We start from the raw sequence: 15,677 nt of genomic DNA, 5'->3' as shown, positions 1-15,677 counted from the left end.
GACAAAGAAAAAGCCCGCCTGTGTTGCCACGGGCGGGCTGTTGGGATTGATGGTTGGTGCGCTAAACCTCGATGCGGATCACCGGCAGATCTGGCGCCTCGCCCGTGATCGCACCTCCTTTCACGTAGACGCGAACACCCACTGCAAGACCTGTCGGGTTCTGGGCCTGCAAGATGCCGCCGCTGGTCATCTGGACGCGGACAACACCGTCGCCCACGTCGCTCAGGATCTGCCCAGTCATCACGGGCAGTTCCGATTGCAGGGCCTTGAAGCGCAAGAACAAATTGATGGCGGCGGTCATTCGGTACGCTCCACCACAAGTTGCTGGCGCACTGTCGGCACACCAGTGGTAACGGTGAGCCCGCGAACCAGGCCCCGCCACACTTCGCTCGGCTCCTGCACTTCGATCAAATAGCCGGGCAGGATGAGTCCAGGGTTTGTGCCGCCCGTCAGCAACGGCACGGTCATCGAGTGCCGCCGCTTCAGTGCTGCTGATGCCAGCACAGAGATACCCCGCTGACGGGCCGAGGTGACGTCGGTCACCAGCCGCTCTGACACCTCGGGCGCCAGCACATCCCCCACTGTTCCGGTGCGAACAACGTGCCCAACAATTGCCCCTTGCACATTGCCGGAGACGTACACAGCGTTGAACTCGACACCCGCCGTGGTCTGCAGGCCATCGTTTGTGATGATCTGGCCTGGCATCCGCACGTTCGGAGTTGCACCAGCCCACTCCCACGGGGCGTGCGGGAAGCGAGGCGCTACCTGAAGCTGCGGCAGCGTGCGGTGGCTGCGAAGCACTGCTCCGGCTGCTTCAGCCACTCGCTGTGCAACAGAAAGCGGCGTGCCCTGGTGGCTCCAGGCCGTGGCCGGAACAAGCCAGTCATCAATACCCCAGTCGAGATCCACGCCGGTGAACTGCAGCGCCTGCAAGATGATTTGCTGGGCAGTGAGCGCTGTGGTCGTGCTCCAGGTACTTGCGGGCACATGAGGCGATCCGAGGAGCGCAGTGACGCTGCTGCCACGCACCTGGACCACGTGCTCCAGAAACCGCCGCGACCGCTCTGGCTGCTCGACCGCAAACAAAAAGTCGATGCCGTCAATAGTCACCTTGATCTGCTTTGGCTCGCCATTCACAGGCGAGAGCATCTCAAGCAGTGGATTTGCAGGCCCACTCGCGGTAAAGCTCCAGCCGAAACCGTCGTCGTCTGAAGACACGGTGATGCCCTTGAGCGGCAAGCGCTCAAGACTCGGCAGCAATACCGCATCAATGGTGTGAACTGTCATGTAGACCCTCAAGAGTGGGATAACGAACTGCGGCGTTTCAGGGTCAGGCCCTGGGGTGTGGCGCTCGCACACAAAGACCAACCCCACGGGCTGGCTGGCGTCGTGCGGCTCATCAAAGACCAGGTGCACAGGCACGCTGGGCACGTAGCAGGGATCTGGTTGCGGAAACACCGGGCCAGGGGTAACGCCTGGCGGTGGCTTGCGAGCCTCTTCGTAGCGGGCGGCAATCGGACGCCCCAGCTGCGCAGCGTGCCCAAAGCCACCCAGCACCACAGCGCCCACGCGCTCCGCCTGCTGGTACTGCTGGGCGGCAGAGTTGCGCAGGCTGCGTGCTTGCTCAAAGCGCTGCAGGGCCACCAGGCCAACGCGGGCGGCCTGCTGGTACTGCTGCTGCACAGCCCGGCGCAGCGGGCGGGCTTGCTCAAACCGCTGGGCCACAGGCGGCGCAGCAACGGGCAGGGCCTGCTGGTAATGCTGGGCCACCACGGCCTGCAGCTGCTGGGCGCACTCAAACCGCACTTGCACCAGAGCACAGCGCTGCACAGCGCCTTGCCACACGTTTGCCACCACCGCCTGCAGTGGCTGGGCCTGCTCATAGCGCACCAGCACAGCAGCACGCACGGGCAGTGCCTGCTGGGCCGTGCTTTGCACGATGTTGACCAGCGGGCGGGCCACATTAACGTCATAAGCCACAGCTGCCACCCCTCGCATGCCCGTGATGCGGCCAGCAGCATTCGCACGCACCAGCTTGCGCACAGGCACGCTGCCGCGCATGCCAGTGATGCGGCCAGCAGCACCCAGCACGACAGTGCCAGCGCCGCCCGCGTCGTCGTCGCCAAAGACGATTTCAACAGGGCTGCCCGGTGGGTTGGCTGCAGCGCCAAAAAGTAGGTCAGTGCTTGCCACACGTCAGGCCCTCACGTCAGCGCCGTGGCGCCAAGCTGCACCAGCCCGCCCGCGTAGAGCAGTGGCGATGTTTCACCGGGCGGGGTGTCGCCCCCTTGCAGCTGCCATCCGCCGCCGTTGGCAGCGTCGGTGCAGTTGCTGGTGGCGATGATGGAGCCATCTGCAGCCACCCAATCAGCCCAGCGTGGCATGCCAGTGGACAGCACCAGCGTGCCCTCCACGTCGCGCGGCTTGAACACCAAGACCCCACCCACGATGGCCGCACATGGCTTGAGCAGCACCAGCTCAGCCTGTGGCGCATCAGTGCGCGCCACCGTGACCGATGCAGGCTGCGGCGTTGAGTAGACGCGCACCCGGGAAAAGCCAGCGCCCAGGTCAGCGCGGGTGATGGTGGCGGCCAGCTGCGCGGCAGCTGCCTCTGGCCCAATTTCCCACACGGCACTCATGGGGCCACCTCAGGCACCAGACGGCTGGCAGCCACAGGGCGGAAGTTGCCCGCCGCATCTTCAGCAAGGGCCAAAAACTCTTGACGGGTGTCGATGCCATCAAAGGCGAAATCGCCCGTAGCCGGGTCGCTCCACACCTCACGCACGGGCAGCTTGCTGCGCTGGTGGATCAAAACCACGCGGGCCTTGGTGGGCAGGTTGCTGGGGACTGCCTTGGTTTTGGTGGTGCCAACGATGCGACCGAACCCGCCGTATTCCATATCGGCAACCGAGCGATGCTTGGGGTCAACGGAGAGCTTCAAGGGCCCGGGCACAGACCTGAACGCCCACGTGGCCCTGGAAGTGCCCAGCGCCACCCCGCCATACGGTGCGGAAACGCCCAGCATGGTGTCCAGCGCAGAAACCAACCCTCCAGAGAACTCAACCAGCGGCACCAAGGCCGACCATGCAACCCCGTCATCTGAAAACGAAAGCCGTGGATTCGTAGGGTAATAGCCACTGTTGGGGTAGCAGCGCACCCGGTACACATCAACGGGCGATGCAAAGCGATATTGCACCCACTGCGGATAAGCCACACCGGAGGCCGTGGCATACAGCGTCGATGTGTTCTTGTCGAACAAATTGGCAATCAGGTAGGCGCCACCGTACTCACTACTTGCGGCAGCCACCCCACCAACCGACACATCCACACCAGCAGCATCAAAGAACCCCACCTCGCGCAAGTCCACCGTGGACGCAGGCCCCCTGTCGAACGTGAGCCTCCAATACAAATGGGCCGCCACGTCACACCCCCCAAGGGCCAGTCACATCGACGAATAGAACCCCGGTAGAAGGGCCACCAGGATCACCGACAGAAATTGCCTCAAACACCCGGCCTTCATAGACACCCTGGCCCGCAACGCGTTGCCCAACACCGAAGTAGCCACCCATAGCCACCGGCTGAGGCGAGTGGTACACGCCGGGCAGCACACCACGCAGATCACCACCGATGTACAAATCCACCGGCCCCAGACGCAGCGAGTTGTCCGATGGGTTCGGGAACGTGAGCGTGGCGAGTGGATACGTCACAGCACCGCTAAAAACCCGCGTCACCCCCGCCAATGGCCCCAACTTCATAACACCCACGGAACCACCAATCCCCAGCGCCCCCCGTGCTGCATAGCATCCGAAGTTGGTGCTTGCAGGAAAACTCACCGCAGCAGATCCGTCCCACACAGTGCTGCCGGTCCCGTTTGTGACACCCGTGCCGCCACCTGAAACGATGCATGCATATGGATCAACCCCCTTATTGGAAGGGAAGTCACCCAGCACGTACACGCCATAAGAGGTTGGCTGCGCAGAGTTTGGGGCGATAGCCAAAATGATCGCGCGCGAAGTGACATACATGCGCCAGGGGCGTGCCGCCGAAGTGGTCAACTCACTCTTAGGCAGATAGAGCCCACCGGACACCTGGGCAGTGGTCGGAAAAGGCCCCGCCCCCGTGTTGATATCGCTCATGCTTTCGTAGCCGACCATGCGGGCGGTGCTGGTGGTTGTGTCGTCAATGCGCAGCACACAGCCCGTGGCCTCTACCGCCGCGGGCTTGAGCGCGATCACATTGGCGAGCGTGCCTGCAAACAGTTCTTGCCAACCCGCTGGCGCAGCCTTGCTGGTGATGGAGCCGGTGGCAGCACCATCTGGCACGCCAGGCGCTGCGAAGGTGACCGCGTTGGCCGTGATGGACAAGATGACCTTGTTGCCATTGAGCGCCGCAGGCGTAGCCCCTGCGTACTGGGCCACATAGCCCACTTTGAACGGGTGCGAGCCAGAATAAGTTGCCGTTGCCACGCCACCGGAGACGGTCAGCGTTGCCACAGCGCCCGCACCAAACCCATCGATGGCGCAGGCCTTGATAACACCTCGCAAAGCGCCTTGCAGGCCGCTGAGCACCGGGGCACCAAGCTGGGTTGAATCAAACGTAAAAACCATGATGACCTCGATCAGATGACTGGGGTGGTGGGTGCGCGATCAATGTCGCCGCGCTCGGTGATTTCAAAGGCGTAATCGGTGCCCGTGGCCATGCCGGGCTGCACGGCCCGAATGAGGGCGAAACCATAGAAAGCCCCCACCGTGGATAGGAAAAGCACGTTGCCTGCAGCCCAGCCGCTACCCCAGCCAGCGGCTGGCAGACGGAAGTAAGGCGCGCCGCTGACTGGGTTGATGGGGGCGATTTCTGCATTGCGGCTGAAGGTGCCAAGGTTGCCGACGTGCTCGCCAATGACTTCGACATCGGTGCCGCCCGCCAGCACGCGCAGCGCAAAGCGCTCAGTGACCGCCCCGGCGTTGGTGACCACTACCGGAAATACACCATCGTTGTAAGACGCGCTTGCCGGGCCCACTGGCCCCACCGCGTCGAGCCAGGTGACGCCATCCCAGTTGAGCTGATCCCACACCGGCAGCGCCCGGGCGCGCAGCGAGCCAGCGACCAGCGCACTAGAAACCACGGACCCCAAAGGGAAGTCGTGCGAGAGCTGACTGGTGAATTTCAGCGTACCGTCAATCTGCAGATCTGCCACGCGCGTCATCTCTTCGATGCGGTGACGCACAGTGACGGGCTGCACCCATGTGGCAGCATCCACCACGGTAATCAACCCTGCATCCAGGTCCACGGTGTAGCCCGTGCGGATCAGCTTTCCATCGGCACCGATGAGGTACACCCGAGAGAGCCGGGTGCGGGCGCAGTTGATAGTCTGGCTATTGCTGTAAGTGGCTGCAGGCACGGTGCCGGTGTGCCCCACCACCACAAAGCCGCCCACGCGGAAGATGGGCACGCGGCCATCAGGCGGCAGGCGCACAGGGTCAATGCCCAAAATGTCTGCATCCAGCGGCAAGTAGAAGTAGGCCACGCTGTTGTAGCGCAGGGTGGACGGGTCCACAGGCAAGGGGCGCCAGATCTTGCCCGCCTGCACTGCCCCCACATCGGCGGCGCTGTACCACCATTCGGCCTTTTGCGCGGCGGTGAGCGTGGCATCGTCCACATAGTCGCCAAACTGCAACTCACCGTCGCCGCCTTCGTAGTCGATCTTGCCGCGTGCATGGTCGCCGCTGAGCGTGCCGTCTGCCGCCGATGTAACGGTGAGGGCATTGCCCGACAAGTCCACCAACGTGAGCACCAGCCCCTCAGGCTTGATCGGCGCGGCCTGGGTGCGGAAAAACACGCTAGCGGTGTTCCAGGCAGCGCGGCGCGTCCACAGACTTTGCAGCGTGACGGTGCCGGGCGCTGTGCCGACCACATAGTCGGTCAGCGTGGCAAGGCCTGCGGCGTAGTCCACCGACCCGCTGGCGATGCCTGGCGCAATGTCGGTGCGCCCCCGGTACAGCACGCCTTCAAAATCGTCATAGGTGTGACCCATCCACACAAAGCGCAGGCTGCCGGGCACGATGCGATCGGATGTGTACGGGCACAAGTCGATAGTGATGGCGGGCGGCACATAAGACTCAGTGACCGCAGTGGGCGCCAGCGGTGCCACCGCATACCGCACGATGACGGCGCCCAGCTGCTGGGCGCTGACTGCAGAGGTGCCGTACTCGCCGCCCTTGTTGTTGCTGGAATTACTCGCCCCCGGGCCGTCTGTCTCAAACGCCTTTGCATCTTCGTAGTCGGACTTGTAGCTGGCGGTGGACGAATCCAGGCTCACCACGCGCAGATTGATCGTCTTGGCGGCGTAGCTGACTGTGCCCAGCGGGGCCAAGAAGTTGCCTGCGCCGTCATCGGTGGCACGGTTAAGCGCTATCACGCGGCGACTGTTGGAGGCATCTTGCTGCGCCACACGGGAGTGCTGGGCAGACGTGGATGTCGCAGGAAAACTCACCATGACACCGCCAGTGATCGGATACCCGAGCACAGCCCCATCCTGAGCGAACTCATCCCGCCAAATGCGCGTCACGCCATCTGTCACCGTCTTGGTGGCGTCCACCGCCGTGAGCGTGCCACCGCTGGTGCTGGAGACCTCTTGCGCAGTCACCCAAACCACCTCGACAGACCCCGCCACCGGCTGTTGGGCCAGCGTGAGCGTGATGCTGCCCGTGACATCCACCGCAGGCGCTGGAAGCACCTCTTCCTGCTGCGTGCTGTATTCGTACGCCACAGAGATCTCAGCACCAGGGTCCAGCATGTATGACGGGCGCAGATAGACAGAGCCGGAGGGGTAGTCGACTTCCCCCACCCCCGCGCCAGTGATCTTGCCTGCGCCGTTGTCGGTTGCCGTGCGAATCACGCCACCCGATAGCCAGGTCCAAATCACCGAGTTGCGCTTGACCCCGCCATGCGCAAGGCGCCAGGCATATTCCGGCGCACGGATCTGCGCGCCTTGGGCGCTGCGGTTGGTGAACCCCACAGCCTCACCCCACTGAATGATGATGCTGCTGCCGTCATCAGGCAGCTCCTGCAGCGTCATGTCCAGGCTACCCGTGGTGTAAATAACGCGGCCCGAGCCCGCACCAGACAGCACACCGGCACCATCGTCGGTGAGGGTGTACCACCGCCCCAGCGCCCGGTAGCTGATGACCACCGTGCCCGCAAATGGCAGCGGCTTGAGCAGGGCAACAAACGAAGAACCCCGGTTGCTCTGCTTGATGCGAATGCGGCGGGTGTGTGCGGCCACGCCCACCTCTACGTTGCGCGGCGCGGTGGCCAGCACCATGGAGCGCACAGAGGCCGGGCGCTGGTCGAGCGCGGTGGTCTCTGTGCGAGAGCTGGGCACCAGCTGGGTGTAGATGCTGCTCACCCGCACCGAGTTGCCACCCAGCGTCGCTGCGGTAGTGATGGCCGATGCGCCGTAATACTCTGCAGCATCAGCCACCGTGGTGTCGCGCACGATGGTTTTGCCCGCTTGGTTGGCAAACTCGCGATTGGGCGATGAGCCCGGAAAGTTGTAGCGCAGCGAATCGGACAGATCCAGCTTGCTGACATCGGCCTCAAAGTCCACAAAGGAGCCGTTGAGCTGGTACGTGAAGGTGCGGCGGTTGGTCTCAGTGCGGGTAACGCGCACGTATTGCACGCGCTCGCCGCTGGTGCCCGCCTGGTAGGCCAGCACCAGGGTGCGGCCAATGTCGGGCACTGCGGTGCCAGGGCGGTGGAAGATCTGGATGGACTTTTGCCCGGCCACATGGTCCTCGAGCAGCGCGCCATTCCATACCACCGACTGGATCAGGTAATTGGCAACGGCCTGGGCAATCTCACTGCGGCGGGCAAACAGGCTGCACTTGGCAAGGCTGACCGACACGTTGGGGTCAGTGGGCAGGCGCGACAGGACGACATTTGCATCCAGCAACGCATCGGTGTTGGGCGTGAGCACGCCCATATGCACCTGCCGAATAGACACATTGCCGCCAGCGCGGCCCACTTCGGTGATGTCGTCAAAGATTGCGTTGCTGGTGCCGAAAGGGATTTCGGTACCCGTGGGGCCGCCGCCGCCTTCGGGCACATCGGCCATCACGCGGCTGGCCAGCAGTTTGATATCGCCTTCGAGAATGCTCATAGGGTTTCACTCGCTTCAATAAAGCGCAGCACCAGGCTGCAGTAATAGTCACCGTTTTCTTTGTCCGCGTAGTCGATAACGGCGGACATCCCCATCGCACGGGTCTCTTCTTCTTCACCGTGGTCGAACACCACGGTGAAAGCCTCGCCTCGCACATCGAGCGTCATGCGCAGTCCAGGGGTGCGCGCCCAAAGGTTCAGGGCCTCCAAGGTGCCGCGAGTAATCCATGCGCTGTCGCCATCGCCTTGCAAGGTGATGGGACGGCCACCATTGCGGGCCATGGCATCGATGACCAAAGTGCCGAAGATCGCGCGCTCTTTGCTTTGCGCGACGGATGACCATGTCAACTCGTCAGACCAGATCAGGTCGGACGGCAGTTCAACAGTCACGCCGCCGTTGGTAAGGGTGATATCCATGTTCAGTAGCCCAGTTGGTTGCGCTGCAGTTCCAGCAAGCGGAGCACTTCGCGGGCTATGGCCTCGATGCTCTTTTGGCCGTCTTCATTGGTTGGCACGCTGTAGGGGGTGCTGTTGCCGATGTAGACGTTGACGACGCGGGTGATGGGATTGCTGCCGGAGCCCGAGCCATTCGAGGGTGTGGGCGCCGGTGATGGTGTGGGCGATGGGGCAGGACTGGCGGGCGACTTGTTCTTGTCCGCCGCTTCCTTGTTCTTCTTGTCCTGCTCGATGATGTAGGCAGCTTCGTGCTTTCCGCTCTCGTCGTATTTGTAGAACTCAGCGACTTTTCCGAGGGCCTCGGCAAGCGTTCCAAAGTCCCCCGCCCAGCGCTTTTGCGCGGAGGATGCTTCATAGTCAACGCCACCGCGACTGTTCAAGAACTGCTTGGACGCTTGCTCGGCAACGATGTCATCGACCCCGGCCTGGGTCAGGTAATCGATGATGGTTGAGCGTGTCCATGCGAACTGAGACTCGCTGGCCTTCTTGTTTGTGATGCTCGATGCCGAGGTGTCCGCGTTCTTTTGGGTCAGAGCAGCATCTAGAAACTGGCCGTTTGCGGCCTGGGCTTTGGCTGCGGCGTCGGTGTATGCAGATGCCAGGGACTGCACAGCCCCCACCTGATCTCTGGCAGCACCGGCAGCGCTGCGGTGGGCGCTCTCGACCCCACCGATGGAATCGCCAGCACGCTTCATTGCTTCGAGCGTTGTGCGGCCCGCATCATCGACTTCGAGTTTGTAGCCGCGCGTCGATGCCTGGGCGGTGACCCAAGACGGAGGAATGCCGTTGTTCGCCTTGATCGCAGCCTCTGCCGCCACCTTGAACGCGTCAGACATCTCGCGTGCGCTGGCCTTGCCACTCTGCGCCATTGCGTCGTAAGACACGCGGGCCTGCGCGGCGGTGTCTTTGAGCGATGCGTCTGATGTGATGCCGAGCTGCTTCATGGCCTCGGCAATGCTGTTGATGCCTGGCTTGGCTTTGTCGAGGGCCTCGCTCAGTTCAATGGTCTTCTGCTTGGCTTGATCCAGCAGGCCGTCTGCAACCTTGTCGCCCAGCTGGCGGCGCAGGCCTTCAATGCGCGAGCGCACTTCATCGACCGCACGCTGGCTGTCGGCTGTGTCCAGGGCTTTGACGAAGCTGGCCTCAAGGGCGCGGCCAGCATCAAGCCCTTGTGCCTTCAATCGGTCAAGGCCCCCGATGATGGTGTCAAGGTCATTGATAGCCGAGCGTGACGTCGCGCTAATGCGCCCCTCAAGCGCAGAGAACTCCACACCCGTACGCGCCACTGCAGCGTTCAGCACGGTGTCCATCATCTGGGCCACGCGCTCACCCTCACGCGCCGCTACAGACATGGCGGCCTGTAGACGCTTTTGCAGTTCAGCTACCACCTCGGGCGATGCACCAGAGTCAACGGCCTGGCGGATCTGAATGCTGAGCTTTTGGGCCTCTTGCCCCGCAGCGGCAAACGCATTGCGTGCGAGCACTTCAAACTTTGCGAGGTCTTGACCGTCCAGGGCTGTGATCCAGGCTTGTTTGACCTGGTCGGCAGAGATCTTGCCGTCTGCGGCCAGCTTGTCGAGCGCCCCCGACATGTCGCGGATGCCCTGTGTCGTGCTGGGGTCGAAGTCCTTGCCGATCTTTGCAATGGCCGCGCTGGACGATTCGCCTGCCTTCGTCAGCTTGTCGAACTCGGCGATCAGGCCTTTGGACTGGTTCGTCAGATCAAAGGAGCGGTTGCGGGCCTCTTCGTACAGCAGTGCCTGGCGCCGCAGGGTCTCTGCGTGAATCTTGGCGGCTTCATCGGCTTGGCGCAGCTTGGCTTCGGCCTCTTCCATCACCTTGCCCCAGCCCATGGCCTTGGCGGTCTGCTCACCAAGCGCGCGGGTCAGGCTGAGAATCTCAGGAGTGAGCGCAGCCACTGCAATGCCCCAAGGCCCCATCAGTGCCGAAGCACTGCGCCACACGATGCCGCCCCGCGCTGCGGCGGCGGTGTTTGCCGCAAGGGCCGCTGTGCTGGCGGTAGTGGCTGCTGTGGCTGTGGCCTGCGCTGCGGCACCCGCACGGGCAAACGCGCCGATGTCGCCCCAGGCCTTGGCATTGGCTGCGCGGGCTGCTGTGTTGGCGGTAGTGGCTGCAGTGTTGGCAGCCTGTGCCGTTGCTGTCTGGGCCTGCGCCGTGGCGTTCACGCGCTGGGCGGCGGTGTTTGAAGCCGTCGCTACAGTGTTGGCTTCGACCGCCTTGGTCGCAGCCATGGTGCTCGTGGCCCACTTGGCAAAGTCTGCGACCAACCCAGCAATCTTGATCGCAGCCCAGGCCTTGCCTGCGGCTGTGAGCGTGCTCACGACTGTGTCGAGATTCGACGCCAGCGCATTGATGACCTTGGCAGCATTGGCCGAGCTGAGTAGGCCCTTGTCGGCGTTGCCGACGTAGATAGTCCACTGGCTACTCAAATTCTGCAGCGCACGGCCCACAGTTGCGGGCAGCTTGCCAAACTCGCCGGCAACTGCATCGGCCTGGCCCTCCAAGGCCCGCATGACGGTCTCGGAGGTCAGGGCGCCCTGCTCTGCCAATTTACGCAGCTCGCCTGTGGTTACCCCCAGGCCATCCGCCATTGCCTGAGCCAGGCGGGGCGATTGCTCCATCACGCTGTTGAACTCATCGCCACGCAAGGCACCACCCTGCAAACCCTGGACCAACTGGGTGATCGCGGCTTTTGAGGACTCAGCAGAGCCACCGGACAACTGGATGGCCTGGTTGATGGTCTGGGTCAACCCAAGGGCGCGCTGTTGAGCAGCCACTGCCGCGAGACCGCCCTCTTGGGATGCCTTGGTGAGCCGCGCGAACAAAGTGCCGGTTTCGTCCAATGCACTGTTTGTAGACAGCGCAATGCGCTGCACTTCGCCAAAGGACTTGGTGAACTGCGGCCCTTCACCAGTCGCCAGCTTCACGCGGGCTTCGAGGTTGCGGAACTCGTCGGCGGTCTCTGCCACCGACTTTGCCAAACCCCCAACGTAGCTGCCCCCGAGCGCTGCCGTTGCGATCTGCTGGATGCGCTGCAATTGGGTGCTGATGGAGGTCATACCTTCACGCAGCGTGCGCTGATTCTGTGCCTGCACCTGTGTGGACTGACTGGATGCAGCGGCGGCGGACTGGTAGGCGGGCGCCATGGTGGCGACCTCTTGCCGCACTTGGGCCACTGCGGCCTTCAGGGTCGCTTCAGACTGCGCCAGGTTGCTGGTGCTGACACCCACGGACTGCATGATCTCGCGCGTCTCAGACAACGCGCGGCGCTTGTTGCCCAACTCGGTGCTCAAGCGCACCGATGAGCCGATGGCCAACTCGTATTCCTTACGCAGTGCCGCCTCTGCGTTCTGCGCCTGGGTTGTGGCTTGCCCTGTGGTGCGCAGCGTGTCTTGCTGGGCCTTGATCTCGGCGGTGGCGGCTTTGATGCCATCCTTCAGGCCTGCGACCGTGGTTTTGTATTCGTCGCTACGGCGAGCCGCGCCCTGTGTCTCTTCGCGCACGGTTTTGAGGGCATCGCGCTTGCTCTGCAGGCTGGCGCGGGCTTGCTCCAGGGCGGTGGCCGCACTACGCTCAGCCGCGACGAGCGCCTGGGTGCTGGATGTCGCCTGGGGCAGCTCAGTGCCCAGGCGATCCACCTGTGCGGTGGCTTTGGTGAGAGCGCCTTCCAGATCTTTCGTTTCACGCTTGAGCGCAGAAAACGTATCGATAGCGCGCTGCTTTGACGCCAGCGACTCCAGCGCCTGGGCCGCAGCAAGAGCACCTTCTTGCAGATCGCCTTCGAGGACGTCACCGACCCCACGCAGCGTCTTGGCAAGCTGCTCGGCATCGGCTTCGCCCTTGACGGCGGCTTCGATGTCGTATTTGATCTTGGGATCGGCCATTTGGAGGATGAAATGAAAGGTTTGGTTTGGTGCTTCGCCCTGGTGGGCGCTGGCATTCCGCTGGCCCTGCTGGGCCTGCTGGTGGATTCAGAGCGCCTGATGGCGCTGGGCGGCGGGGCCATCGCCACCGTTGTGGTGGGATGGCCCGTGTTGTTGCTGATGGGCGCCGTACAGACGTCTGGACGGCGCGGCTAACGTCAGGTGGACGCGCCAGGCAGGCGGATTTCGTAGCCTTCTGTTTTGCCGGGGGGCGTGACGATTTTTCCGCTCAGCGTGATGCTGGAGAAGTCGGAGCCCAGGAAGTCGAACCCGTTGTTGGAGCCCAGCACGCACTCGTGCACGTCTGCTTCTACGGGCGAGCCGTCCACCATGTTCTGGCCGTCAAATTGCGCCTGGCAACGCACCTGGGTAACACGCCCGCCCAGAATCTTCTTCCCATCCACTGCCCCGTATGCACCTGAGAGCTTGAGCACTGCCGCTGCAACGGGCGCCCCAGCCGCAGTCGAGTGAAAGCGCACCAGTCCGCGCAGCCAGTTCATTTCGTAGTGGGTGCCGAGGTCATAGGTAACTGTTCCAGCGGCGTTCTTGAATTCAAAGCCAGAATCACTGATAGAACGCTTGCCCAACGGCAACCACTGGTCCAGAGCAGTGAGCGTGAAGTCTTGATTTGCAAAGCTGCCGGACGCTTGCGTTAGGTTCTGCACCAGGCCCTGGAACTGCATGGCGAGGGCTTGCACAGTTGCGGCAGCCAACTCAATGGTCAGCTCTGTGGGCTTGGGCAGGACCACACTGGCCCGGGCTTGACCGTAGTCCTTATGCGACCGGGACTCGCTGATCTTTTCCTCGAAGTTGGGTTTGATCTCGAACTTGTCGGCGTCAAGTTCATCGCCGAAGCCGTTGTAGGCCTGCGTAACGGTATTCCACAGGTTCAGCTTCACCAGGCCTGCGGCCAAGACGGCACGTGCGGTAGTAGTCATGGTCATTTCCTTCAGAAACGAAGAAGCCCGCACAGAGGCGGGCTTCGGGTTGGTTGATTCGATACAGGCGTCAGCCCGGATCGCGGTAATCGACCGTGAACAGGCCGAGCACAAGGCCGCCTCCCACGTCGAGGTTCTCAAGGCGGTAAAGCACATCGCCCTCTACCAGACCACGCGCGTCCAAGCGCACCAGCGCATTAATCGCTGGCAGGCAATTGCGCACGGCCCGCTTTGCGGCCCGGTAGTCAGCATGGGCGCCACTGCGGTCGCTCTCGGTGCGGTTGATAACCCCCACCGTGAAGCTGTAAGTGCGCTTGGCCGACTGGCCCGGCTGCTCGATGAGCTTGTCGGCCTGGTCCTCGAAAAAGACGATGCGTGCACCCGTCTGCAGGTCGCTGGCGCGCTTGGGGTTGTCCAGCACCGTGACGCCTGACAGTGCGGGGTCGGCACGCAATGCATAGACAATGGCCGAGCCGATGGCAAACGGGGCGCCCTGCGGCAAGGTATCGGGCTTGAGCGTGCTCATGGCGACACGCTGCCGAGCAGCGCCTCCATCTCCGCAGCCCTGCGTGCCGCCGTTGCCAGCGCCAGACTGCTCAGCGGCCTTGCGGTTGGCCTCGGCCTGCTCAGCAGCCAGGGGATCAGCTTCGGCCTTTTCAGCCGCCTTGCGGGCGGCTGAGTCGCCTGCACGGGGCTGCTCTGCCGTGCCGTCAGGGAGCGCATCGAATTCAGCCTTGCTCAGGTCGATGGAGGCGCCCACCGCGTACTTCTTCCCATCATGTTTGATGGGGGTGCATACGGTGTACTTCGGCATGATCAGGCCACCGCGTTCTTGAACAGGAAGCCTGCAGAGGCACCAGGCAGCACGGGCTGATAGGCGTCTGTCACTGGGTAGATCCAGCTGTTGGCGTTGCGGTCTTCGTAGCCTTCTTCCACCATCGGGCGGCCTTCCAGCTGGTAGGTGTAGCCGTAGCTGGGCGAGCCCATCTCTTGCATGCTGGCGGGGGTGGTGAAGGCCAAGATGGCGTCTTTGCCCCACACGTCCAGGAACTGCGTGCCGTCGTGATAAACGGCTTCGCCTTCCACGATCTGCTGCAGCTCAAAAAGGGCTTGCAGCTGCTGGATGGTTGCTGGTGGGCGGTCGGTGGAAGTAGAGAGGCGATCAAGCACCTTGGGGTGGGTGCGGAGCGATGTGAGCACCTTTGGGCCCAACGTCAGCACATTGGGACGCTCACCTGTTTTGGAGCGGATGATTTCCTTGCCGTCCATGATGTCAGTGAACGGATCGCTGCCCGCGTTGCTCCACTGGCTTGTGCCGCTCAATGTTTCCTTGTTCGACGCGCTGTAGCGGGCTTCATCACGCGCCAGATCGGCGGCGAGCTTTTCGCGCTCCAGAGCCATGGTGTTCTGCACGCGGCGAACAGCATTGCTGGATGCGTCAATGCCCGGACCGTTTTGCGCTTCTTCGGTGATTTCGTTGGGCGCAACACCTTCGAGGCGGTGATCAACCAGCGCATAAGGTTCGCTTGCATAGCCAAACTGCACGCGCTTCGTGTTGGCGCCAGGGGCGCGAGCGGTGCTCACCAGCTTGAAATCGTCAGGGCCAAAGCTGATGATGCGGCCACCACGCAGGCCGACTGGGATGATCGGAAACAGCACGTTGGCAACGGCCGCCTTGGGACTGCGGTATCCGCGCGCAACAGCGGTGAGGATGGCGTCAACGGACCGAGCTTGGCCTGGAGTTTGTTGAGGCATGAGGATGCTCCTGAAGTTGAGAATGGAGGGGCGCGCCGGTCAGGACGCTGGCGAAACGAGGCCCGCGCTGGGGACCAGCAGCACCTCAATGAGGGCACCAGCTGCGCCAGCGGGCTCCAGCGCACGGGCCACAGGGGACTTGCTGCCCACGGTGAGCGGCACCACGCGGCCAGCGGCATCGACCATGAGGGCTGCGTCTTTGGTCACGGCGGCACCGGTCTCCACGGTGGTAGTGCCCTGCACATCCGCAGGCACGAGATCGCCTGCAGCCGCAGCGCTGGTGCGCGTGACGCCGAAAGCAGCGGCACCTGCTGCCGGATAGGCCCCCGCCTGGGTGATGAAGCGATTGGCCTCCAGCAGACCAGCTGCGGCGACGGTGAGTGTGAGAAGGGGGAAGTTGCCAGACATGGCTGTGTTCTCCTGTTCG

13 protein-coding genes are annotated in these 15,677 nt (G+C 63.1%); 1 reads left to right on the top strand and 12 read right to left on the bottom strand.

Annotated features, from left to right (window positions below; all coding sequences use genetic code 11):
- Positions 1-61 precede the first annotated feature (61 nt).
- Genes CLU88_RS21620 through CLU88_RS21585 form a run of 8 tightly spaced genes read right to left on the bottom strand, consistent with a single transcriptional unit; the run spans position 62 to position 12,518 of the window.
- Entirely contained in the window at positions 62-301 is a 240-nt protein-coding gene (locus tag CLU88_RS21620) for a hypothetical protein (protein ID WP_099658368.1), read from the bottom strand.
- Complete coding sequence (locus CLU88_RS21615; protein WP_099658367.1) at positions 298-2,193, bottom strand: hypothetical protein; 1,896 nt, start codon at positions 2,191-2,193, stop codon at positions 298-300. Before CLU88_RS21615 ends, CLU88_RS21620 begins: the two co-directional genes overlap by 4 nt.
- Before the next feature lie 11 nt (positions 2,194-2,204).
- Positions 2,205-2,639, bottom strand: coding sequence for a hypothetical protein (locus CLU88_RS21610; protein WP_099658366.1), 435 nt, complete (start codon positions 2,637-2,639; stop codon positions 2,205-2,207).
- Complete coding sequence (locus CLU88_RS22910) at positions 2,636-3,421, bottom strand: discoidin domain-containing protein (protein ID WP_143226066.1); 786 nt, start codon at positions 3,419-3,421, stop codon at positions 2,636-2,638. Before CLU88_RS22910 ends, CLU88_RS21610 begins: the two co-directional genes overlap by 4 nt.
- A gap of 1 nt (position 3,422) precedes the next feature.
- Entirely contained in the window at positions 3,423-4,607 is a 1,185-nt protein-coding gene (locus CLU88_RS21600) for a hypothetical protein (protein WP_143226065.1), read from the bottom strand.
- A gap of 11 nt (positions 4,608-4,618) precedes the next feature.
- Positions 4,619-8,158, bottom strand: coding sequence for a hypothetical protein (locus CLU88_RS21595; protein WP_099658364.1), 3,540 nt, complete (start codon positions 8,156-8,158; stop codon positions 4,619-4,621).
- Positions 8,155-8,574 (bottom strand): hypothetical protein, encoded by a 420-nt coding sequence (locus CLU88_RS21590; RefSeq protein WP_099658363.1) that lies wholly within the window; start codon positions 8,572-8,574, stop codon positions 8,155-8,157. Before CLU88_RS21590 ends, CLU88_RS21595 begins: the two co-directional genes overlap by 4 nt.
- 2 nt (positions 8,575-8,576) lie before the next feature.
- The gene (locus CLU88_RS21585; protein WP_099658362.1) at positions 8,577-12,518 is read right to left on the bottom strand and encodes a tape measure protein; all 3,942 of its coding nucleotides are present in this window, start codon (positions 12,516-12,518) and stop codon (positions 8,577-8,579) included.
- A gap of 12 nt (positions 12,519-12,530) precedes the next feature.
- Here CLU88_RS21585 and CLU88_RS21580 point away from each other — a divergent pair, with 12 nt between their 5' ends.
- On the top strand, positions 12,531-12,713 hold the full coding sequence (locus CLU88_RS21580) for a hypothetical protein (RefSeq protein ID WP_143226064.1): 183 nt from the start codon (positions 12,531-12,533) through the stop codon (positions 12,711-12,713).
- Positions 12,714-12,715: 2 nt separating this feature from the next.
- Here the strand turns inward: CLU88_RS21580 and CLU88_RS21575 are convergent, their stop codons facing one another.
- From CLU88_RS21575 to CLU88_RS21560, 4 genes are all read right to left on the bottom strand, one after another.
- Positions 12,716-13,495, bottom strand: coding sequence for a hypothetical protein (locus CLU88_RS21575; protein WP_143226063.1), 780 nt, complete (start codon positions 13,493-13,495; stop codon positions 12,716-12,718).
- A gap of 70 nt (positions 13,496-13,565) precedes the next feature.
- A complete protein-coding gene (locus CLU88_RS21570) occupies positions 13,566-14,309 on the bottom strand; it encodes a hypothetical protein (protein WP_099658359.1) in 744 nt (247 codons plus the stop codon).
- A gap of 2 nt (positions 14,310-14,311) precedes the next feature.
- The gene (locus tag CLU88_RS21565; protein WP_099658358.1) at positions 14,312-15,250 is read right to left on the bottom strand and encodes a major capsid protein; all 939 of its coding nucleotides are present in this window, start codon (positions 15,248-15,250) and stop codon (positions 14,312-14,314) included.
- A 39-nt stretch (positions 15,251-15,289) separates the two neighbouring features.
- Positions 15,290-15,658, bottom strand: coding sequence for a capsid cement protein (locus CLU88_RS21560; RefSeq protein ID WP_099658357.1), 369 nt, complete (start codon positions 15,656-15,658; stop codon positions 15,290-15,292).
- Positions 15,659-15,677 lie beyond the last annotated feature (19 nt).

The sequence above is a fragment of the Acidovorax sp. 56 genome (assembly GCF_002749705.1).
In the GTDB taxonomy this organism is placed as follows: Bacteria; Pseudomonadota; Gammaproteobacteria; order Burkholderiales; family Burkholderiaceae_C; genus Acidovorax.
This window is presented reverse-complemented; position numbering and strand designations above follow the sequence as displayed.

Bases quoted from the DNA above. Each gene is read 5' to 3' on its own strand.
- CLU88_RS21620 (WP_099658368.1), bottom strand. From the start codon at position 301: ATGACCGCCGCCATCAATTTGTTCTTGCGCTTCAAGGCCCTGCAATCG.
- CLU88_RS21610 (WP_099658366.1), bottom strand. From the start codon at position 2,639: ATGAGTGCCGTGTGGGAAATTGGGCCAGAGGCAGCTGCCGCGCAGCTG.
- CLU88_RS21600 (WP_143226065.1), bottom strand. From the start codon at position 4,607: ATGGTTTTTACGTTTGATTCAACCCAGCTTGGTGCCCCGGTGCTCAGC.
- CLU88_RS21595 (WP_099658364.1), bottom strand. From the start codon at position 8,158: ATGAGCATTCTCGAAGGCGATATCAAACTGCTGGCCAGCCGCGTGATG.
- CLU88_RS21590 (WP_099658363.1), bottom strand. From the start codon at position 8,574: ATGGATATCACCCTTACCAACGGCGGCGTGACTGTTGAACTGCCGTCC.
- CLU88_RS21585 (WP_099658362.1), bottom strand. From the start codon at position 12,518: ATGGCCGATCCCAAGATCAAATACGACATCGAAGCCGCCGTCAAGGGC.
- CLU88_RS21580 (WP_143226064.1), top strand. From the start codon at position 12,531: ATGAAAGGTTTGGTTTGGTGCTTCGCCCTGGTGGGCGCTGGCATTCCG.
- CLU88_RS21575 (WP_143226063.1), bottom strand. From the start codon at position 13,495: ATGACTACTACCGCACGTGCCGTCTTGGCCGCAGGCCTGGTGAAGCTG.
- CLU88_RS21570 (WP_099658359.1), bottom strand. From the start codon at position 14,309: ATGCCGAAGTACACCGTATGCACCCCCATCAAACATGATGGGAAGAAG.
- CLU88_RS21565 (WP_099658358.1), bottom strand. From the start codon at position 15,250: ATGCCTCAACAAACTCCAGGCCAAGCTCGGTCCGTTGACGCCATCCTC.
- CLU88_RS21560 (WP_099658357.1), bottom strand. From the start codon at position 15,658: ATGTCTGGCAACTTCCCCCTTCTCACACTCACCGTCGCCGCAGCTGGT.